The following is an 18,794-nucleotide window of genomic DNA, read 5'->3' on the forward strand; positions in this document are numbered from 1 at the left end:
AAGAAGATGCGCAGCAACGGCTTCGAGCACCTGCTCATGGTCGACGCGCCCAACTGGGGCCAGGACTGGCAGTACGTCATGCGCGACAACGCCCATGGGGTGACCCGGGTCAGCGGCCGATGTTGGCCTCGTGGCCGATGGACAGGCCCGAGTCGACGTCGAAGAAGTGCAGGTTGTGCGTGTCGACGACCAGCTCGATCTCCTGCCCCGGACGGACGTGGCTGCGGGCGTTGACGCGCGCGGTCCACAGCGACTTGTCGCCGGTCAGCGGCAGCGTCGTCTCCTCGTCGTCGCCGTCGTGGGCGGCGGCCACGGTGTCCTTGTGCTCGACCGGCGGGGCGTCGATCGTGAACAGGACGTTGATCTCCGAGCCCAGCTCCTCGGTGACGTTGGCGCGGACCGGGATGCGCACCCACCCGGCGCCGTTGCCGCTGGCCGAACCGGCGTCCTCAAAGTCGGAGGGCCGGATGCCGAGGATGATCTTGCGGCCGATGTAGCGGTCGAGGCCCGGCTTCTCGGCGAAGGTCGAGTCGGGGACGGGGAGGCGGTAGCCGGCGAAGGCCACGGCCGCGCCGCCGTTGTCGCGGATCAGCTCGGCGTAGCTGAAGTTCATGGACGGGGAGCCCATGAAGCCGGCAACGAACAGGTTGACCGGGTCGTCGAACAGGTTCTGCGGGGTGTCCACCTGCTGGAGCACGCCGTCGCGCAGGACGCAGACGCGGTCGCCGAGGGTCATGGCCTCGACCTGGTCGTGGGTGACGTAGACCGTGGTGACGCCGAGGTTCTCGTGGAGCTGGTTGAGCGAGGCGCGCATGGAGACGCGGAGCTTGGCGTCCAGGTTGGACAGCGGCTCGTCCATGAGGAAGGCCTGGGGCTCGCGGACGATGGCGCGGCCCATCGCGACACGCTGGCGCTGACCACCGGAGAGGGCGGCCGGCTTGCGCTTGAGGTACTGCTCCAGGCCGAGCATTTGGGCGGCCTCGTTGACCCGCTTCTGGATCTCGGGCTTCGACATCTTGCGGAGCTTGAGGCCGAAGGCGAGGTTCTCCTCGACCGTCATGTGCGGGTACAGCGCGTAGTTCTGGAAGACCATCGCGATGTCGCGGTCCTTCGGGGGAAGGTGGTTCACGACCCGGTCGCCGATGACGATCTCGCCGCCGCTGATGTCCTCCAGGCCGGCGATCATCCGCAGGGCGGTGGACTTGCCACAGCCCGACGGGCCGACCAGCACCATGAACTCGCCGTCCTTGATCTCCAGGTTGAGGCCGTTCACGGCCTTGACCCCACCCGCGTAGATCTTGTCGACGTTGTTCAGAACGATAGAAGCCATGCCAGTCCTTCGCGCTCCTGAGACAGAGGAACTTCCGAGACAAGGGGAAGTGGATACGTTTTCAAGACTGTCCCCTGAAATACCGCCTATTGTCAAGATTTCAGTGACACAAGCCATGGAAGCATGATGGAATCGTTTCCATGAGCGGTTCGATGCAGCGGCGGATAACCATCAAGGAAGTGGCGGAGGCGGCCGGGGTCGGGGTGGCCACCGTGTCGCGGGTCCTGTCAGGCGGCTCGGCGAGCGCCGAGACCCGCGAGAAGGTGCTCGCCGCGGCGGCGCGGCTCGACTACCGGCCGAGCGCGCTGGGACGCAACCTGAGGCGCCAGCGGACCGGCGGCATCGGCCTGCTGGTCCCCGACATCACCGACAGCTTCTACGCCCGGCTGACCGACGGCGTGCTGTCGTGCGCCCGCTCGTACGGCGAGCCCGTCACGGTGGGGGTCACCGGCGACGACCCCGAGCGGGAGGCCGAGCTGATCGGCACGCTCATCGAGCAGAGCATGGACCGGCTGATCGCGGTGCCGTCCGGGGACGGGGAGATGTGGGCGCCCGCGCTGCGCGCGGGGCTGAACGTGGTGTTCGCCGATCGGAGGGTGCGGGCGGACGTGCCCAGCGTGGTGCCCGACGACCGGGCGGGGGTGCTGACGGCCCTGGAGTACCTGGCCGGGCTGGGGCACCGGAAGATCGCCTACCTCGGCCGGCACGGGCAGTCGCAGCGGGTGGCGGCGTTCACCGCCGCGGTCGCCTCGCTGGGCCTGCCCGCCGACCGGGACCTGGTCGTGCACGCCCGGGCGAGCCGTGACTCCGCCTACGCCGCCGCCGCCGGCCTGCTGCAGCACCGGCCGGACGTCACCGCGGTGATCGCGGGCGGCAACGTGCTCGGCGAGGCGGCCGTGCTGGCCGCCCGCGAGCTGGACGTGCGCATCCCCAGGGACGTGTCGCTCGTCATGTTCGACGACGTGCCCTGGGCCGAGCTGTGCTCCCCGCCGCTGACGGTGATCGCACAGCCGGCCCAGGACATCGGCTACCGGGCCGCGGAACTGGTGCTGCGGCACGGCCGCCGGCCTCCGGCCGTCACGCTGCCGACCCAGCTCGTCGTACGGGCGAGCTGCGGGCCCAGGGTCGCGGGCCCTAGGAGATGACCTTCTCGATCGCCTCGGCGATCTCCGGGGCCTCGGGGACGACGCGGGGGCGGAACCGGGCGACCACCTGGCCGTCGGCCGCCACCAGGAACTTCTCGAAGTTCCACTGGATGTCGCCCGCCTCGCCCTCCGTGTCGGGGACCGCGGTCAGCTCGGCGTAGAGAGGGTGCCGCCCCGGGCCGTTCACCTCGGTCTTGTCCAGCAGCGGGAAGTCCACGCCGTACGTCGTGGAGCAGAACTCCTTGATCTCCTCCGCCGAGCCGGGCTCCTGGCCCATGAACTGGTTGCAGGGCACGCCGACGACGGTGAACCCCCGCCCGGCGTACGCCCGCTGGAGGGCGACCAGGCCCTCGTACTGCGGGGTCAGCCCGCATCTGGACGCCACGTTGACCACCAGGGCGGCCCCGCCGCCGAGCAGGTCGCCGAAGGTCGTCGTCTCGCCGTCGATCGTCGTCACGGGAATCTCGAGAACGCTCATGCTCCGCACCCTAAACGAGGGTCCCGGCCGTTCTCGCCGCAGGGCGCGCCGCGCCACGTACGGTAACCCCCGCCCCCGGGAAGGGTCGGCGTTGGGCGGCGGATCGGCAAAGAACCGTCCGCGGCGTGCCGAGAATGCCGTGGACGAGGCGGGCGGCCGTATTTCAATCCGCGTGAGGACCCGTCGCGGTGCCCGCCGGAAGCTCTTGGTGATCCGGTGCGGGCCGAGCGGACGGCGGCGCCCACGCCATGGGCGCGCGGCCGCACGGCGGGCGCCACGCGCCCGCCCTCCGCACGCGACCCGACGACAAGGACCGATTTGGACAGCAACAGCGTTCTACGCAACACAGTCGCCGCCGTCATCGCGGCCACCGTGGCCGGTGGCGGGAGCGGAGTGGCGTGGGCCGGCGAGTGGGCCTCCTTGGGGGGGACCGGGGAGACGGAGCGGACCGGGGAAAACGTGCGGCCCGTCACCCACGTCGGAGTGTGGACCACGCGGGCGGCGGCGCAGCCGCCCCGGTTCGGCCGGGCGCCGGCGAAGATCCGCAGCAAGGCGTACGCTTTCCGGCTCGTCACCCGCCGCACCTGGTCGGGACAGCAGTTCCAGTGCCTGGACAGCCTGTGGACCAGGGAGAGCAACTGGGACCACCGGGCCTACAACCAGGGCTCGGGCGCCTACGGCATCCCGCAGGCGCTGCCCGGGCGCAAGATGGGCTACGTCGCCGGCGACTGGCGGTTCAACCCGCAGACCCAGATCAGGTGGGGGCTGCGGTACATCAAGGGCCGCTACGGCTCGCCGTGCGGCGCCTGGGGCCACTTCCGGTCCCACAACTGGTACTGACCCGGGCGGAGGCGCCCGGCGGGCTACTGCCGGGCGCCTCCATGACCGGCCCGCTCGCCGGCCCCGTCGCCGGCCTGGGCGTCCGCCCGCGCGGCGGCCCGTACGGCCATCGCCTGGACGAGCAGTTCCAGGCCGAACTCGAACTCCTCGTCGTGGTCGCAGGAGTCCAGGTGCGGCCGCAGCTCGCTCACCACGGGGAACAGCGCCGGGTCCACCTCGGCGATCACCGCGTCGGCCCGTACGGGCGCGAACGTGGGGGTCACCCCCACCTCCCGCAGCAGCGAGCCCACGACGTAGGCGATGAACATGCGCAGCATCCGGACGGCCTCCCGGCCGTCGAAGCCCGCGTCGCGCAGGGTCGCCAGGGCGCGCTCCACCGGGAGGAGGCCCGCGGTCGAGCCCAGTTGCCTGCTCACCACGACCATCGTCGAACGGGGAAAGTGGTGGGCGATGCGCCGGAAGGCCCGCGCCTGGATGCGCACCCGCTCGGTCCAGTGGGCGGACGGGTCGTCGGTGAAGCCGATTCGCGACAGCACGTCCTCGGCGACGGCGTCGAGCAGCGCGGCCTTGCTGGGCACGTGGTTGTACAGCGACATGACGCCGACGCCCAGTTCGGCGGCGATCCTGCGCATCGAGACGGCGTCGGCGCCCTCCCTCTCGATGAGCTCCACGGCGGCGGTGACGATGCGGTTCCGGTTGAGCATGACCGAATCCTCTCTCGGCATCCTGTCCCGCCCTGGCACGTGCGCCGTCATTGACGTACGTACAGTGTACGTGCCACGCTCACAGGGATACGTACGGTGTACGTCAAGGGAGGTCCCCGGTGTCGACCCACGAGCTCTACACCATGCCCGCCGAGCTGTCCACGTGGGACGTGGAGATGACCGGCGCGGCCCGGTTCACCTGGGAGTACGACGACGGCCGGGACCGCATGCTCGCCCTCTACCAGAAGGGCAAGGACAAGCAGTGGGACTCCGTCAAGCGGATCGACTGGGACCTCGAGGTCGACCCGTACGACGTGCTCGGCGTCCCCGACACCACCCTCGCGATCTACGGCTCGCCGCTGTGGGAGCGCATGGACGACCGGCAGCGCAAGGAGGTGCGCAGGCACAACGCCGCCTGGCAGTTCTCCCAGTTCCTGCACGGCGAGCAGGGCGCGATGATCTGCTCGGCCCGCATCGTGGAGTCGGTGCCCGACCTCGACTCCAAGTTCTACGCCGCCACCCAGACGATGGACGAGGCGCGGCACGCCGAGACGTACGCGCGATTCCTCCAGGAGAAGGTCGGCCTCGCCTACCCCATCAACGAGCACCTCAAGGCACTGCTGGACAGCACGCTGAACGACTCGCGGTGGGACATGCCCTACCTCGGCATGCAGGTGCTGATCGAGGGCCTGGCCCTGGCCGCGTTCGGAGTCATGCGCGACATCACCACCAAGCCGCTGCCCAAGCAGATCCTCGCGTACGTGATGCAGGACGAGGCCAGGCACGTGGCGTTCGGCCGGATGGCGCTGCGCGACTACTACCGGAACCTGTCCGACGCCGAGCTGCGCGAGCGCGAGGACTTCGTGATCGAGGGCTGCTACCTCATGCGTGACCGGCTGCGCGGCGAGGAGATCTGGGAGAGTCTCGGCCTGTCGCGGCAGGAGGTCGGCGAGGCCATGGAGTGCGTGGACCGGTCGGAGTATCTGCGGCTGTTCCGCGCGCTGCTGTTCAGCCGGATCGTGCCGTGCGTGAAGGACATCGGCCTGTGGAGCCCGCGCCTCCAGGAGGCGTACGCCGACATGGGTGTGCTCGACATGGCCGGGCAGAGTCTCGACGCGCTGATGCGGCAGGACGAGGAGATCGCCGACCGGCTCGACGCGGAGCGCTTCGCCCGCGAGGAGGAGGAACGGGCGGAGGAGGTCGCCCAGACCATCGCCGCCGCGGGCGACTGACCCGTCGCGGCCTGGTTCGCCGGGGCGTTCCCCACGTCTCGGCCGCGGACGCGGGCCGGTCGATCGTCGAGATTCGCGGTCCTTATCCCCGCATGTGGGGATTTCTTGCCATACTCCGTCTTCGTGACTGTGGAGTCGACGCAGAGTGGCCGCCGGTCTCGCCGGATCGCGGTCGGGACGATCGGCCTGGTCGTCTTCCTCCTCGCCGGCCTGGGCGCGTACGCCGTCGCGTACAACGATCGCAAGCAGGACACGAAGTACTGCGGCCACGACTGCGTTCCCGGCCTCAAGATCACCACTGTGGTCGAGGCGCTCAAGGGGCAGGGGCACACGTGCGCCGACGAAAGACGGTCCTGGTCCTGCGAATTGAAAGTCGGGAAAGTGCGGTTCGAAGCGGACCTCTTCCGCGCCGGCAACGTGGTGGACTTCTACGACTACATCAGCAAGGTCGAGGCCAGGATCATCAACCCGGACAGCACCACGGCGGCGGCCGGATTGGACTACATGTCGTGGTTCGCGGCCCTGCCCCACCGTGACGATCCCCCGACGGTCAAGAAGGTCGGCGGCTGGCTGGCCGAGCAGGTTGGAGCAGGCGAGGACGTGACCTACGTTCTCGGCTGGGAGTACAGACTGCGGCGGAACGAGAAGACCCGATCCATCGAACTCACGATGAAGAGGAGGTACTGGTGACGGCTCAACCCGGCTGGCCGTACTCTCCCGACGGCAGGTTCTGGTGGGACGGCACCGCCTGGCAGCCGGTGCAGACGCCGCCTCCCGGGCCTCCCGCCCAGCAAGGCCTCACCATGCCGCCGCCTCCCGGGCCCGCGACGGGTCATCCGTCCATGGCCTCGCCCTGGCCGCAGGCGCCCGGGCCGCAGGCGGCTCAGCTGTACGCCGTCCAGCAGACGCCCCCGTACGTGCCGCCCGGGGCCGGTGCTCCCTCTCCGGCCCCGTCCGGCGTGGCCCCCCGTCCCCGCCGGTCGGGAACCGCGGTATTCGTGCTGGTCACCGTGGGTACGCTGATCGCGGCGCCGGCGCTGGGCGGGGTCGTCGGCGGCGCCGTGGGCCTGGCGACCACCGAACCGGTGACGGACGCTCCCGCGCCTTCCTTCCCTGCGAGGTTCCCCACGGGAAAGCAGCGGTACCTGCCCAAGGTGACGCTCAACATGGTCGCGGTGAACTGGCTGCAGGCGGCCAACTCCTGGAGATGCGCGAGGTTCCCGGCACCTGACCCGTTGAGCGGCGCGAAGATGGGGATGATCTGCCGGCCCGGTGATGCGGCCCGGCTCTCCATGTCCGTCCAAATCTGGTACGACGGGCCGGACAAGGTTCTGTCCGTCAAGGCCCGCTGCGACCTCGGCGTCAGAACGAAGGCGTGCACGAATCTCTTCTCGATGATGGCGGACAGTCTGCTGTCTCCCGACCGGACCCTGCGCAAGCAGGCGGAGGCATGGGCGGGGAAGAACGCGGACAAGGCGGCGGTGACGGCCATCGGCGGCGTCCGGCTGGAGACCAGCCCGCGCCCGCACGCCATGGAAGCCGTGCCGGCGATCTGAAAGATCCTGCCGTCCCCGATTCGCCTCGGTGACCTGCCACTCCCCGTCAAGGCACGGAGGAGGGGACGACACCGAGGAGGGAACGACGTGGAGGAGGGAGCGGGCCCGCGGCGGGAGCAACGGCCCTCCCGGTTACCACCGGCCTCGTGTTCACATGGCCGGCGTTCGCACGGCCGGTGTTCACATGGCCGGTGTTCACATGGCCAGTGTTCGCACGGCCAGTACGAGCACCAGGACCAGCGCCGCGGCGGCGACGGCCAGCGCGCCGGCCCAGGCGATGCACGCGTCCAGCCGGTGGTCGAGCGGCTGCCCGTGCCGGAGCGTCCGCTCCAGGGCGCGGTGCCGTCTCCCGGTGCGCAGGAGCAGGACCGCCCCGGCCAGCGTCGACGCCGCGAAGGGGACGGCGAGGCCGGGCAGGTCGTGACGGACCATGATCCCGGCCGCCCCGACGGCCGAGCCCGACATCGTCACGGCCGTGCGGACCCAGGCCAGCCGGGTCCGCTCGCTGTGCAGGCCCGGCCTGGGCTCGCCGCCCGGCTTTTCACTCACCGGCCTGCTCACCGCGCCAGGAGGATGAGGAGCAGGGCCAGGACGGCCACCCCGGCCACGCCGTACCCGAACATGGGGGCCAGGGCGGGCGGCGGGAGCGCACGGTCCTGCCGGAGCGCCCGGTCGATGTGCCGCCAGCGGGGATAGGCCGAGCCCGCCGCCACGGCGGACAGCAGCACGAGCATGACGGCGAGCAGCGTGCGCACCCACGGCACGAAGACGTCCCCGGGGACGACCGCGATGGCGATGCCGCCCGCGCTCAGCGCTAGGGAGGTGCTGATCCAGGTGAGGAACGTGCGCTCGTTGGCGAGGACGAAGCGGGGGTCGGGTTCGTTCTCTTCCATACGAGAACGCTATTTCTGCCCCTTTTCCCCTAGATTTGCCGGGTTGCCGCTTTCGCTCGCGGTCACGGGCGGGCGCCCGGATGGCGCGGCGGACGGCGCGCGCGTGCTGGTGGCGGCCAGGTGGCGCAGCCTGTCCTCCGACTCCGAACCGGGCTCGGCGGCGAACAGGTCCATCCCCTGCAGCTCGGGGTCTCCGGGCAGGCCGACGAGCTCGGCGGACAGCCGCAGCTCGCCTGCGACCGGGTGGTCGAGGACGTAGTCGCGGTGCGTCGCGACGGCCACGTGGTGCTCGTGCCACAGCCTCCGGAACTCGGGGCTCTGCCCGCAGATGGTGTCGACGTGCGCCATGATCTCCGCGTTCCGCGGGTGGCGCGCGGCCAGGACGCGGAGCTGGGCCACGTGCTCCCGGGCGAGCCGCGGCCACCCATCGCCGTGCATGCGCCTGATCTCCTCGTCCAGGAAGATCAGGTGGGCGATCGTCCTGCGCTCCTCCGGGATCGCGGCGAAGTCGGCGAAGACCGCCGCCGCCGGCCTGTTCCAGGCGACCACGTTGGCGTGCCGTCCGAGGACGAGTGCCGGCGTGAGCACCAGCGAGTCCAGGACACGCTGCAGTCCCGGCCTGATCGGGACCTGCGCGACGTCAGGGCCCCGATGCGCCGGGCGGGCCAGCGCGTGCAGGTAGGCCCGCTCGTCCCCGGTGAGCCGCAGCACGTCGGCGATGGCGTCCAGCACCTCGGCCGAGACGTTCCTGCCGTTGCCCTGTTCCAGGCGCGTGTAGTGACTGACGCTGACCCCCGCCGCCAGCGCCAGCTCCTCGCGGCGCAGGCCGCGCACGCGCCGCGTCCCGTTGCCCTTGTACGGCAGGCCGACGTCCTCCGGCCGCACCCGCGCTCTGCGGGACTTGAGGAACTCGCTCAGCTCGACCCCTCGATCCACGGTCGCCCAGCCTAGGCAATTCCTGAGTAGTCAGAACGCGGGGCTGGCTGGGGCCCGGGGCCGCGATCAGGCTGCCTGCATGCGATCCACGGTCCCTCTCGTACTTCTCAGCCTGGGCAGCTCGGTCACCGCCCTGGACTTCACCGTCGTCTATGTCGCGCTGCCGCAGATCGCCCGCGAGGCCGGGTTCTCCCCGTACGCGCTGCAGTGGGTGGTCAGCGGCTACGCGGTGCCCTTCGGCGGCTTCCTGCTGCTCGGGGGCCGCCTGTGCGACCTGCTCGGCAGGCGGCGCATGTTCGTCGCCGGCATGCTGCTGTACGGCGTCGCCTCGCTGCTCGGCGGGCTGGCCTCCTCCCCCGCACCGCTGGTCTGCGCCAGGGCGCTGCAGGGGCTCGGCGGCGCGTTGCTGATGCCCGCGACCCTCTCCCTGGTCGTCACCATGTTCGCGGAGGGTCGGGCGCGCACCCGGGCGATGACCGTGTGGGCGGTGTGCGGCGCCGCCGGGCTGAGTCTCGGCGCCCTGCTCGGCGGCCTCCTGACCGGCGCGTTCGGCTGGGAGGCGGTCTTCTTCGTGAACGTGCCGCTGACCGCGGTGGGCGCCGCCGCGGCGTTCGCCGTGCTGACACCCGACGGGAGGCGGCAGGCTGGCGGGTGCGACCTGCCGGGGGCCCTCACCGGCACCGCGGGCGTCACGGGACTCGTGTTCGCCGTCGCACAGGGCCCCCGGTGGGGCTGGATCTCCCCCGGCGTCCTGGCCTCCGCCGCCGCGGCGGCGGGGCTGCTCGCCGTCTTCCTCATGATCGAGGCGCGGGGGCGCGACCCGTTGCTGCCGCCGCGGCTGCTCGCCAACCGGCACACGGCCGCCGGGGCCGGGGTCATCCTGGTCTACGGCCTGACCCTGCAGTGCGTGCCGTACTTCCTCACGCTGCACTTCCAGGACGTGCTCGGCTACGACGCCGTCGAGTCGGGCCTGGCCTTCCTCGGGCCCACCCTCGCGATCACGGCGGGCAACCTGGCCGCGGAACGGCTCATCCCGCGCCTCGGGCTGCGCGGCACGCTGATCCTCGGGATGGCCGTGGGGGCGACCGGCACCGCGGCGCTGGCGTGGTGCCTGACGGCCGGCGGGTCCTACCTCGGTCTGCTGGCCGGCGTCGCCGGGTTCGGGCTGGGCGCGGGCCTGTGGTTCTCCACGATGTTCATCCTCGCCTCGACCGGCGTGGACCCTCGGGAGCAGGGCGTGGTCTCCGGCCTGTCCTCCACCGTCCTGCAGGCGGGCAGCGCCGCGGGCCTGGCCGTCCTGGTCGCCGTGGCCGGTCGCGGGACCGCCGGCCTGACCGGAGAGGCGCTGCGCGCCGCCACCGCCGGCGGTCTGCGCTCCGCCGTCCTGGTCGCCGCCGTGGTCTCCGTGGCCGGCGTGGCGGTCACGCCGGCGCTCCGTCCGGCGCGAAGGGACCGGCTCGCGGACCACGCCTGAGCGGACGGAGCGGCCCCGGCGGCGGGGTCAGAGGCAGGCCTTGCTGACTTCGCGCAGGTAGTTCGCGCCGTCGGTGGCGACCTTCTGCGCCGCGTCCACAGCCGCGTTGGCGTCGTCGACGTTGAGCTTCTGGAGACTGTCGGCGAGCCCCTGGAGGGCGTCCCTGAGCGTGGTGTCGGCGGCCTTGTTCGCCATGTCCTCCAGGTTGGCGGCGCCGTCCTCGATCTTCTTGCGCATGGCGGCGGGGTCGTCCACGACCTTGCCGATCTCGCTGATGGTCCGGCTGATCACCTGCGTCGCCTCGGCGCACGTCTGCGCCTTGTCCGCGCTCGCGCAACCGGAGGCGAGCAGGACGGCGGCCGCGCAGGCGGCGGCGAACGGGAGGAGTCGCATGCCGGTCACCCTACCCAACCGCGGCCCGCCCGCCGCGGAAACGAAGCCGGGCCCCTTCGGCGCCCGATGCCGGGATCGCCCTCCCAGGCCCGATGCCGGGGACGCCCTCGATGCCCTCCGCCCTCACCGCGTCATCACCACGTCATCACCACGTCATCACCACGTCATCACCGCTTCGTCACCGCTTCGTCACCTTCTGTTGTCACCGCGTCATCACCTCGGCGACGACCGCGCGGAAATACCCTGCGACCTCGCGGGCGAAGGCGGTCCGGGACACTCCGGCCCGGCCCAGGGCGTCGCCGTGGTCGAGGGTGACCACGGCCAGCGCGCCCGCCAGCAGCGACCACCACAGGGCCGAGACGATCACCCGCGAGAGCCGGGAGGCCCCCCGGAACGACCGCCGCAGCCGGTCACAGTGGAAGGGCACGTGGCGCAGCTCGTCGGCGAGGATCCGGCCCGCGACCTCCGAGGCGAGCAGGTCCCGGACGCCGTCGCGCACGGCCCGGTAGTAGCCGAGCGCGACCACCTCGGCGAGCATCAGGACCATCAGCTCCGTGCGCAGTCCGAGGAGCCGCCGCAGCCGGACGAAGGCCGCATCGGTCCAGTGGCCGGAGATCGTCGCCGCGCCCGCCGCCTCCAGGAGCCGGCGCAGCAGGCGGGCGTGCTCGCGCTCCTCCGCCACGAACAGGCGGACCGCCTCCGCGTACACGGGGTCGCCCGCCCGGCCGGCCTTGTCCATGAGGCGGGCGCCGTCGCCGTCCTCCCCCACCTGGAACCGCTGGAGGCTCCGTACGAGTGCGTGCTCCAGCCGTGCTCCCGCATTCCAGTCGGGGTCGCCCCACGCGCTTCGCAGCAGCGCCGCGCCCTCGAAGTCACGTAACCAGGCGGTGAAGTCGCCCGTTTCTTCGACCGTCGTCGTCATGGCCACGAAACTACGGAAGCGGTGTGCAGATCCCGAGGGGGAGTTTGTAGAGGTTCGGCGTACGGCCCACGGGCGCGGGAGGACGCCACGGGCACCCGACCGCGCGCCGTAACATCTGCGGCATGGGGAACTGCGAACACCTGCTCGTGAAGGCCGACCCGGAGCCGCTCACGCCCGAAGGCTGCCAGGAGTGCCTGGAGCGCGGCATGCGATGGGTCCACCTGCGCAAGTGCCTGGAGTGCGGCCACATCGGCTGCTGCGACTCCTCTCCCGGCAAGCACGCCACCGCCCACTACAAGGAGACCGGCCACCCGGTGATCCGCTCGTTCGAGCCGGGCGAGGACTGGCGGTGGTGCTTCGTGGACCAGCGCCTGGGCTAGGCGGTGCCCTGAGCCCGCTCAGCCGCGTTCGAGCGTCGCCTCCTCGAAGTCGAGTTCCTGCATCACCCGGTGGAGCACCTCGTCGTCGATACGCCGCTCGTCGCGCAACCGAACGAACACCTCCCGTTCGGCGGCGAGCATCTCACGGCGCAGCCGCCGGTAGATCGAGGCGGGCGTCTCCTCGCCCTCGGGGCCGGTGCCGCCGCCGAGCCGCTCCCAGGCGTGCATGGCCCGGCGCTCGGAGCGGCTGCGCAGTTGCTCGACCACTTCTTCGTGGACGTCCAGCACGCCGGCCGAGGTGAGCTCGTCGAGCCGCGCCAGGGCCGCGGCCGCGGCGGCCTGCTGGGCCCCCGCCTCCGCGAGGTCGTCGGCGTACCGCTCCCGGGCGGTGGAGACGCCCAGCCGCCTGATCAGCCAGGGGAAAGAGAGCCCGTGGACGATCAGCGTGCCCACGACGATCGCGAACGTCAGGAACAGCAGCAGGTTGCGCTGGGGGAACTGCTCGGGCAGGGCGAAGGCCGCGGCCAGCGACACCACCCCGCGCATGCCGGCCCAGCTCGTCAGCACCACGTTCTGCCAGGACGGGGTCTTGGGCTCCCGGGCGCGCACCCGTTTCGACAGCATCCGCGGCAGGTAGGTGCTGGGCGGCACCCAGGCGATCCGCACGAGGACGACCACCAGGAACAGCACGATCGCGTACGTCGCCAGCTCCCCGGGCCGCTGGCCGTCCAGCCCGGCGATGATCGGGCGCAGCTGCAGGCCGATCAGGGCGAACACGATCGACTCCAGCACCAGGTCGGCGACCTTCCACACGGCGCCGGACATCAGCCGCGTGCCGTACGTCGTCCGGCTGAGCTCGTGGCCCAGGTAGATGCCGACGATCACGACGGCGATCACGCCGGAGGCGTGCACGGCCTCGGCCGCGAGATAGGCGGCGTACGGCACGAGCAGCGAGACCCCGTTGGCGATCAGCGCGTCGTCGAGCCGCCGCAGCACGAACCCCGCGAGGTACGCGATGGCGAGGCCGATCGCCAGGCCGAGGCCGGCGGCCAGGAGGAACTGCCCGCCGATGTCGAGCAGCCCGGCGGCGGCGCCGGTCACCGCGCCGACCGCGACCCGGTAGGCGGTCAGCGCGGTGGCGTCGTTGAACAGGCTCTCGCCCACGAGGATGGTCAGCGCGCGTCGCGGCAGGCCGAGCCTGCGCCCGACGGCGACCGCCGACACGGCGTCGGGAGGGGCGACGATCGCGCCGAGCGCGAAGGCCGCGGCGAGCGGGAGCCCTGGGACGATGGCGTGCGCGACGAAGCCGACCACCACGGTGGTCGCGAGGACGAGCCCGACGGCCAGGAGGCCGACGGGCCTGGCGGCGTCGCGCAGCCGCAGGTATGAGCTGTCCAGCGCCGCCGAGTAGAGCATCGGCGGCAGGAAGACCACCAGGACGATGTGGGGGTCGAGGCTGTAGTCGGGAATCCCCGGCACGTAGGACGCGGCCAGCCCGGCCACCACAAGGATCAGGGGGGCCGACCAGTCGCGCCATCTGGCCAGGGCGGCGACGCCGAGGGCGCCGGCCGGGAGCAGGAGGAACTGCAGTGCCGTTGACGTGTCCATCAGACGACGAGGTTACTTACATCTGGAACTCCCGCTTACCCGGGCCCTTACCACCCTCGGGAGTCCTCCCAGTTTTCCCCGCCCTCGTCCGACCACGGGATCGGGGAGTCCTCGGCGGGCGGCCCGGCGCGCCGCCCCCTGCGGCGCTCGTGCTCGGCGTGCGGGTCCGGGGCCTGGCCGGCCGGCCACTGGTCCGGCCGCAGGCGCTCACCCGTGGTGTAGAGCGGCGGCTCGTTCGCGTACGGCTCGTTCACGTACGGCTCGTTCACGTACGGCTCGTTCGCGTACGGCCGGGCAGCGCCGAGGCCGAGGGGGTCGTTCGGGTCGACCACCCCGGGCTGTTGCCCCACCGGCTGCGCGGCCGGCGGGTAGGCCGCCTGGGGGCCGGTCTGGGTGGCGGACGACGCGACGAGGCGGTCCTGGGTGGGCGTGCCCCGGGCGACGAGCACGTCGTTGGGGCCGAGCGCGGCGGGCGTGGGGTATGCCTCGGGGGCCGGGGAGGGCGGCGGCACCGGCGGACGGGCGTACTGCCCGGTTCCGGGATAGTCCGGGTACTCGTAGTCGGACCGGGCGGGCTGCTCGGGGAACCCGGCGTCGCGCGCCCTGCGCCGGTCCCGGGCGGCGTAGCCGTCGTGGACCCTGCCGTACCCGTCCGGGGCCTGGCCGTAGCCGTCCGGGGCCTGGCCGTACCCGTCCGGGGCCTGGCCGTAGCCGTCGGGCGCGGTGACGTGGCCGTCGTCGGCGGCGTACCCGTCCCGGGCCTGGCCGTACGGGTTCTGCGGCACGTTCTGGGGCGCGTTCTGGGGCGCGTTCTGTGGTGGCACGCCGTAGGGGTCCTGCGCCGCGTATCCGTCACCCGGCTGCCCCGCGTACGCGTCGGGCACGGCGTAGGCGTCCTGGGCCCGTGTCGCGTACGCGTCCTGGGCCTCGGCCGCGTACGGGTCGTGGACCTGCGTGGCGTACGGGTCGTGGACCTGGGTCGCGTAGGCGTCCTGCGCCTGGTCCTGCGGGTGCGCGGGGTACGCCTCCTGAGGGGCGTAGCCGTCCTGGCCCGCCACCCCCTGCTGCGGGAACGGCCCCGTCCCGGCGTCCTGCTCCTCGCCGCCCGCCTCGGCGAAACCCTCGTCCAGGGTGTCGATCAGCCGTCCCACGTCGTCCATGGGCATGCGGAAACTGGCCGTGCACATCTCGCCCCGCCACAGGCTCAGCACCAGCGTGCCGTCGTGCCACGTGACCCGGAGCACACGGTCCTGGCCTCGTGCGTCGAAGAACACCTCGCCGAACGATGGCAGTGGGACAACTTCCGACATGGCAGACATAGTGCCTTTACCTGCCCTTTTCCGTCCACTCGATCTCGGGAACCCTCGCGAAACTTCCGTTTCGTCCCTTTTCGACCTCACTGGGTAGATCGCCGTTGACCTTGAGAGCACTGACATCTCAGTGTGCCATGCGCGCCGGGAGGGAGTTCCTGGAACGCCAGGATGTGGTGAGGCGGACACGCACCGGATGTCGGTGGCACCGGGTAGCGTTCTTCCGTGCCCAAGGACCGTCCCGAGCTTCCGCCCGTCGAAGAACTCCTCACCGCCGCGGTGACCGCAGTGGGCGGCGTCGAGCGCCCGGGCCAGGTCAAGATGGCACAGGCGGTGCGCGACGCGATCGAGAGCGAGGAGCACCTCGCGGTCCAGGCGGGCACCGGCACCGGCAAGTCGCTGGCCTACCTCGTGCCCGCGATCAGGCACGCGGCCGGGAGCGGCGAGGCCGTGGTGGTGTCCACCGCCACGATCGCGCTGCAACGCCAGCTGGTGGACCGCGACCTGCCCCGGCTGGCCGACGCGCTGGAGGGCCTGCTGCCGCACCGCCCCGAGTTCGCGATCCTCAAGGGCCGCCGCAACTACCTGTGCCGCCACAAGATGGCCGACGGGATGCCCGAGGACGAGGACGACCAGCTCTTCGACCCGCGTGAGGTCAGCGCCACCGGCCGGATGGTGCAGCGCATCCAGGAGTGGGCCAACGAGACGGAGACCGGCGACCGCGACGAGATCGTGCCCGGCGTGAGCGACCAGGCGTGGCGGCAGTTCTCCGTGACCGCGCGGGAGTGCCTGGGGGCCCAGCGGTGCCCCAGCGGCGCCGACTGCTTCGCCGAGCTCGCGCGGGAGCGCGCGGGCGAGGCCGACGTCGTGGTGACCAACCACGCGCTGCTGGCGATCGACGCCATGGAGGACTTCGCGGTCCTGCCCGAGCACGACGTGGTCGTGGTGGACGAGGCGCACGAGCTGGTCGACCGGGTGACGTCGGTGGTCACCGGAGAGCTGTCGGAGAGCACGGTGAGCCTCGCCGTGCGCCGGGCCGGACGCCTCATCGAGCAGGGAGTGGCCGACCGGCTCCAGGAGGCGGGCGAGGACCTGCGCGCCCTGCTGGCGGTCGCCCCGCCCGGCCGCGTCGACACGCTGCCGCGGTCGCTCGGAATGACGCTCGCGCTGGTGCGCGATGCCGCCTTCGCCTGCATCACGGCCCTCGGGCCGCGCAACAAGGACAAGGACGACCCGGAGAACGCCGGGCTGCGCAAGGCCGCCTTCACCACGCTGGACGACGTGCACGACACCGCCCAGCGGATGCTCGACGCCTTCCGCCCGGCGGGCCGCGGCGACGAGGCCGGCGACGACGCGGAGGACTCCGAGGGCGTTGCGAACGGCGGCACGAACGGCGGCGGCACGAACCCCGGCGCGGCGGACGCCCGGTCCGAGGAGGTCCACCGGGCGGAGGTCGTCTGGCTGGAGGAGGGGCGCGGGCGCGTTCCCCCGACCCTGCGGGTGGCGCCGCTGTCGGTCGGCGGCATGCTGCGCGACAAGCTGTTCGGCGACCGCACCGTGGTCCTCACCAGCGCCACGCTCGCGCTCGGCGGCTCGTTCGACAGCCTGTCCCGCCAGTGGGGCCTGCGGGCCGGGGAGTGGACCGGCCTCGACGTCGGCTCGCCGTTCGACCATCCGCGCCGTGGCATCCTCTACGTCGCCACGCATCTCCCCCAGCCCGGCCGCGACGGCCTGCCCGAGGCGTACGTCGACGAGATCGCCGAGCTCATCGAGGCGGCCGGTGGCCGTACGCTCGGCCTGTTCTCCTCCATGCGGGCCGCGAAGGCCGCCACGGAGGCGCTGCGCGAGCGGCTCGACGTGCCGCTGCTCTGCCAGGGCGACGACTCGACCTCGCAGCTCGTCAAGCAGTTCGCGGGCGACCCCGCCACCTGTCTGTTCGGCACGCTGTCGCTGTGGCAGGGGGTCGACGTGCCGGGCCCGTCGCTGACCCTGGTGATCATCGACAGGATCCCGTTCCCGCGTCCCGACGACCCGCTCGCCTCGGCCCGGCAGCGGCACGTGGCGGCCACGGGGGGCAACGGCTTCATGGCCGTGGCGGCCACCCACGCCGCGCTGCTGCTGGCGCAGGGCGCCGGTCGGCTGCTGCGGTCGATGGACGACCGGGGCGTCGTCGCCGTGCTCGATCCGAGGCTCGCCACCGCCCGTTACAGCGGGTTCCTGCTCAACTCGCTGCCGCCCTTCTGGCGCACCACCGACCCCGCGAAGGTCCGCGACGCCCTGCGCCGCCTCACCGCCGGCTCCTGAGCGGGGCCGGCGGAGGTCAGGCCAGGGGGACGACAGGGTCTCCGACGCGGATCGTGCCGGTGTCGCGGGGGACGATGCGGATGCCGAACCAGGTCTTGCCGTCCCACTTACGGTGCCGGGCGAGCGTGCGGAGCGGCTCCTTGCCCTTGACGGCACTGGCGGGGTCGATCGTGGTGACCGCGCACCTGTCGCACAGCTCCGACACGCGGAACTCGACCTCCCCGATGCGGACCTCCCGCCAGCCGTCCTCCGCGTACGGCTCCGCGCCGTCGAAGACGGCGCTCGGCCGGAAGCGGGCCATCGCGAGCGGCCCGGGAGGCTCCTCTCCCCTCTCGGCGGCCTCCTTCGCGATCCACTCGTCCAGCAGGCGCAGCGACGCCAGGGAGGCCAGCAGCAGCGGCGCGTCCCAGGCGAAGCTCACGACCTCCCCAGGAAGCCCGCCGTGCGCCGGGTCGATCGACCGGCGGCGCGGGTCGTCCAGCCACACCAGCCGCGCCGTACGGCCGAGCAGCCGGGTGAACCACTCGTCGGCCCGCGGGTCGGCGGCCACCGCCCGGTCCAGCCCGGTGAACCCGACCGGCACGCTCGGCCCGGCGGCCGGGGGAACGGTCAAATCGGGCATGCCGGGTGCCGACAACGCGAGTCCGCCTCCGTCGAGGTTGCGGGCGGCCACCGTGATCATCCGGGGAAACTCGCCGAGCCAGAGGTTGTCCCCGTCCTCGCCGATCACCGCCCAGCGGCGGTCGCCCGCCAGCCCCCACCGCTCCACGAAACCGCTCTCCCGGGAGATACCAGCAGCAGACTTGAGTGGATATATCCGCAGATCGCATAGCTGCATGATCACAGCGTACGCGTCAGAAACCGGTTTCACGAGAGGGCCGGCCACACCACCTCGGCGGCTCGGGCTCCGGCACCGCACGCACCTCGACCGGCCGAACCCGGCAGTCACCTCGGCGTCCCGCCTGCGCGTACGAGAGGCCCGGCCGCGCCGGCCGCCCGGCGCATGGGCCGGACGGCCTCCGTCCGCGCCTCGGGCAGGGTGTGAGGCCCGGAACCTCCCGTAGCGTGCGGGGGCATGAGCGCTGACGCCCCAATCACGTCGGTGTGCCGCACGAAGCCTGCGCCGCGCGACGGCGCAGATCGGCACGCCGGCGTAGTCGCCCGGATCGGCGCGGGCCCGGGTCAGGGAGCGCGGGTCAGGGAGCGCGGGTCAGGGAGCGCGGGTCAGGGAGCGCGGGTCAGGGAGCGCGGGTCAGGGAGCGCGGGTCAGGGAGCGCGGGTCAGGGAGC

The 18,794-nt window shown here is 72.2% G+C and carries 20 protein-coding genes; 8 read left to right on the forward strand and 12 right to left on the reverse strand.

Annotated elements, in window-relative coordinates; genetic code table 11:
• Nucleotides 1–109 precede the first annotated feature (109 nt).
• Complete coding sequence (gene ugpC / locus ABZ857_RS42695; protein ID WP_357056230.1) at nucleotides 110–1,330, reverse strand: sn-glycerol-3-phosphate ABC transporter ATP-binding protein UgpC; 1,221 nt, start codon at nucleotides 1,328–1,330, stop codon at nucleotides 110–112.
• A 140-nt stretch (nucleotides 1,331–1,470) separates the two neighbouring features.
• Here ugpC and ABZ857_RS42700 point away from each other — a divergent pair, with 140 nt between their 5' ends.
• Nucleotides 1,471–2,475: a LacI family DNA-binding transcriptional regulator gene (locus ABZ857_RS42700; protein ID WP_357056233.1), complete on the forward strand. Its 1,005-nt coding sequence runs from the start codon at nucleotides 1,471–1,473 to the stop codon at nucleotides 2,473–2,475.
• Here the strand turns inward: ABZ857_RS42700 and ABZ857_RS42705 are convergent.
• The gene (locus ABZ857_RS42705) at nucleotides 2,465–2,953 is read right to left on the reverse strand and encodes a glutathione peroxidase (protein ID WP_357056236.1); all 489 of its coding nucleotides are present in this window, start codon (nucleotides 2,951–2,953) and stop codon (nucleotides 2,465–2,467) included. The two genes, ABZ857_RS42700 and ABZ857_RS42705, sit on opposite strands and share 11 nt — an antisense overlap.
• 318 nt (nucleotides 2,954–3,271) lie before the next feature.
• On the opposite strand from ABZ857_RS42705, the gene ABZ857_RS42710 reads away from it, so the two are divergent.
• On the forward strand, nucleotides 3,272–3,793 hold the full coding sequence (locus tag ABZ857_RS42710) for a lytic transglycosylase domain-containing protein (RefSeq protein WP_357056239.1): 522 nt from the start codon (nucleotides 3,272–3,274) through the stop codon (nucleotides 3,791–3,793).
• Between the two features lie 23 nt (nucleotides 3,794–3,816).
• On the opposite strand, the gene ABZ857_RS42715 is transcribed toward ABZ857_RS42710, so the two are convergent.
• Complete coding sequence (locus tag ABZ857_RS42715; RefSeq protein WP_357056242.1) at nucleotides 3,817–4,497, reverse strand: TetR/AcrR family transcriptional regulator C-terminal domain-containing protein; 681 nt, start codon at nucleotides 4,495–4,497, stop codon at nucleotides 3,817–3,819.
• A 119-nt stretch (nucleotides 4,498–4,616) separates the two neighbouring features.
• On the opposite strand from ABZ857_RS42715, the gene ABZ857_RS42720 reads away from it, so the two are divergent.
• The 3 genes from ABZ857_RS42720 (at nucleotide 4,617) to ABZ857_RS42730 (ending at nucleotide 7,285) form a co-directional block, all read left to right on the forward strand.
• Nucleotides 4,617–5,729: a ferritin-like domain-containing protein gene (locus ABZ857_RS42720; protein WP_357056244.1), complete on the forward strand. Its 1,113-nt coding sequence runs from the start codon at nucleotides 4,617–4,619 to the stop codon at nucleotides 5,727–5,729.
• 123 nt (nucleotides 5,730–5,852) lie between these two features.
• The gene (locus ABZ857_RS42725; RefSeq protein WP_357056247.1) at nucleotides 5,853–6,419 is read left to right on the forward strand and encodes a hypothetical protein; all 567 of its coding nucleotides are present in this window, start codon (nucleotides 5,853–5,855) and stop codon (nucleotides 6,417–6,419) included.
• Nucleotides 6,416–7,285 (forward strand): hypothetical protein, encoded by an 870-nt coding sequence (locus tag ABZ857_RS42730; RefSeq protein ID WP_357056250.1) that lies wholly within the window; start codon nucleotides 6,416–6,418, stop codon nucleotides 7,283–7,285. Before ABZ857_RS42725 ends, ABZ857_RS42730 begins: the two co-directional genes overlap by 4 nt.
• Before the next feature lie 46 nt (nucleotides 7,286–7,331).
• Here the strand turns inward: ABZ857_RS42730 and ABZ857_RS42735 are convergent, their stop codons facing one another.
• Genes ABZ857_RS42735 through ABZ857_RS42750 form a run of 4 tightly spaced genes read right to left on the reverse strand, consistent with a single transcriptional unit; the run spans nucleotide 7,332 to nucleotide 9,114 of the window.
• A complete protein-coding gene (locus ABZ857_RS42735) occupies nucleotides 7,332–7,568 on the reverse strand; it encodes a hypothetical protein (protein WP_357056253.1) in 237 nt (78 codons plus the stop codon).
• Nucleotides 7,481–7,834 (reverse strand): DUF202 domain-containing protein, encoded by a 354-nt coding sequence (locus tag ABZ857_RS42740; protein ID WP_357056256.1) that lies wholly within the window; start codon nucleotides 7,832–7,834, stop codon nucleotides 7,481–7,483. Before ABZ857_RS42740 ends, ABZ857_RS42735 begins: the two co-directional genes overlap by 88 nt.
• A gap of 8 nt (nucleotides 7,835–7,842) precedes the next feature.
• Nucleotides 7,843–8,178 carry a DUF202 domain-containing protein gene (locus ABZ857_RS42745; RefSeq protein WP_357056259.1) on the reverse strand — a complete coding sequence of 112 codons (336 nt, stop codon included), beginning with the start codon at nucleotides 8,176–8,178 and terminating at the stop codon, nucleotides 7,843–7,845.
• A 9-nt stretch (nucleotides 8,179–8,187) separates the two neighbouring features.
• Nucleotides 8,188–9,114 carry a helix-turn-helix transcriptional regulator gene (locus tag ABZ857_RS42750; protein WP_357056261.1) on the reverse strand — a complete coding sequence of 309 codons (927 nt, stop codon included), beginning with the start codon at nucleotides 9,112–9,114 and terminating at the stop codon, nucleotides 8,188–8,190.
• Between the two features lie 79 nt (nucleotides 9,115–9,193).
• Here ABZ857_RS42750 and ABZ857_RS42755 point away from each other — a divergent pair, with 79 nt between their 5' ends.
• Entirely contained in the window at nucleotides 9,194–10,588 is a 1,395-nt protein-coding gene (locus ABZ857_RS42755) for an MFS transporter (RefSeq protein ID WP_357056264.1), read from the forward strand.
• Nucleotides 10,589–10,615: 27 nt separating this feature from the next.
• On the opposite strand, the gene ABZ857_RS42760 is transcribed toward ABZ857_RS42755, so the two are convergent.
• On the reverse strand, nucleotides 10,616–10,981 hold the full coding sequence (locus ABZ857_RS42760; protein ID WP_357056267.1) for a hypothetical protein: 366 nt from the start codon (nucleotides 10,979–10,981) through the stop codon (nucleotides 10,616–10,618).
• A 202-nt stretch (nucleotides 10,982–11,183) separates the two neighbouring features.
• The gene (locus tag ABZ857_RS42765) at nucleotides 11,184–11,903 is read right to left on the reverse strand and encodes a ferritin-like domain-containing protein (RefSeq protein ID WP_357056270.1); all 720 of its coding nucleotides are present in this window, start codon (nucleotides 11,901–11,903) and stop codon (nucleotides 11,184–11,186) included.
• A 122-nt stretch (nucleotides 11,904–12,025) separates the two neighbouring features.
• Between ABZ857_RS42765 and ABZ857_RS42770 the strand changes: the two genes are divergently transcribed.
• Complete coding sequence (locus tag ABZ857_RS42770) at nucleotides 12,026–12,283, forward strand: UBP-type zinc finger domain-containing protein (protein WP_357056273.1); 258 nt, start codon at nucleotides 12,026–12,028, stop codon at nucleotides 12,281–12,283.
• A gap of 18 nt (nucleotides 12,284–12,301) precedes the next feature.
• Here the strand turns inward: ABZ857_RS42770 and ABZ857_RS42775 are convergent, their stop codons facing one another.
• Nucleotides 12,302–13,891, reverse strand: coding sequence for a Na+/H+ antiporter (locus ABZ857_RS42775; protein ID WP_357056276.1), 1,590 nt, complete (start codon nucleotides 13,889–13,891; stop codon nucleotides 12,302–12,304).
• Nucleotides 13,892–13,938: 47 nt separating this feature from the next.
• Nucleotides 13,939–15,201, reverse strand: coding sequence for a hypothetical protein (locus ABZ857_RS42780; protein ID WP_357056279.1), 1,263 nt, complete (start codon nucleotides 15,199–15,201; stop codon nucleotides 13,939–13,941).
• 225 nt (nucleotides 15,202–15,426) lie between these two features.
• Between ABZ857_RS42780 and ABZ857_RS42785 the strand changes: the two genes are divergently transcribed.
• Complete coding sequence (locus ABZ857_RS42785; protein ID WP_357056282.1) at nucleotides 15,427–17,505, forward strand: ATP-dependent DNA helicase; 2,079 nt, start codon at nucleotides 15,427–15,429, stop codon at nucleotides 17,503–17,505.
• A 16-nt stretch (nucleotides 17,506–17,521) separates the two neighbouring features.
• Here the strand turns inward: ABZ857_RS42785 and ABZ857_RS42790 are convergent, their stop codons facing one another.
• Nucleotides 17,522–18,343 carry an MOSC N-terminal beta barrel domain-containing protein gene (locus tag ABZ857_RS42790; RefSeq protein WP_357056285.1) on the reverse strand — a complete coding sequence of 274 codons (822 nt, stop codon included), beginning with the start codon at nucleotides 18,341–18,343 and terminating at the stop codon, nucleotides 17,522–17,524.
• Nucleotides 18,344–18,794: the final 451 nt, after the last annotated feature.

The organism is Microbispora sp. NPDC046933, assembly GCF_040644635.1.
Taxonomy (GTDB): domain Bacteria; phylum Actinomycetota; class Actinomycetes; order Streptosporangiales; family Streptosporangiaceae; genus Microbispora.

Coding starts and splice junctions, on each gene's coding strand:
- ugpC (WP_357056230.1), bottom strand. CDS start 1,330: ATGGCTTCTATCGTTCTGAACAACGTCGACAAGATCTACGCGGGTGGG.
- ABZ857_RS42700 (WP_357056233.1), top strand. CDS start 1,471: ATGAGCGGTTCGATGCAGCGGCGGATAACCATCAAGGAAGTGGCGGAG.
- ABZ857_RS42705 (WP_357056236.1), bottom strand. CDS start 2,953: ATGAGCGTTCTCGAGATTCCCGTGACGACGATCGACGGCGAGACGACG.
- ABZ857_RS42715 (WP_357056242.1), bottom strand. CDS start 4,497: ATGCTCAACCGGAACCGCATCGTCACCGCCGCCGTGGAGCTCATCGAG.
- ABZ857_RS42745 (WP_357056259.1), bottom strand. CDS start 8,178: ATGGAAGAGAACGAACCCGACCCCCGCTTCGTCCTCGCCAACGAGCGC.
- ABZ857_RS42755 (WP_357056264.1), top strand. CDS start 9,194: ATGCGATCCACGGTCCCTCTCGTACTTCTCAGCCTGGGCAGCTCGGTC.
- ABZ857_RS42760 (WP_357056267.1), bottom strand. CDS start 10,981: ATGCGACTCCTCCCGTTCGCCGCCGCCTGCGCGGCCGCCGTCCTGCTC.
- ABZ857_RS42765 (WP_357056270.1), bottom strand. CDS start 11,903: ATGACGACGACGGTCGAAGAAACGGGCGACTTCACCGCCTGGTTACGT.
- ABZ857_RS42770 (WP_357056273.1), top strand. CDS start 12,026: ATGGGGAACTGCGAACACCTGCTCGTGAAGGCCGACCCGGAGCCGCTC.
- ABZ857_RS42775 (WP_357056276.1), bottom strand. CDS start 13,891: ATGGACACGTCAACGGCACTGCAGTTCCTCCTGCTCCCGGCCGGCGCC.
- ABZ857_RS42780 (WP_357056279.1), bottom strand. CDS start 15,201: ATGTCGGAAGTTGTCCCACTGCCATCGTTCGGCGAGGTGTTCTTCGAC.
- ABZ857_RS42790 (WP_357056285.1), bottom strand. CDS start 18,343: ATGCAGCTATGCGATCTGCGGATATATCCACTCAAGTCTGCTGCTGGT.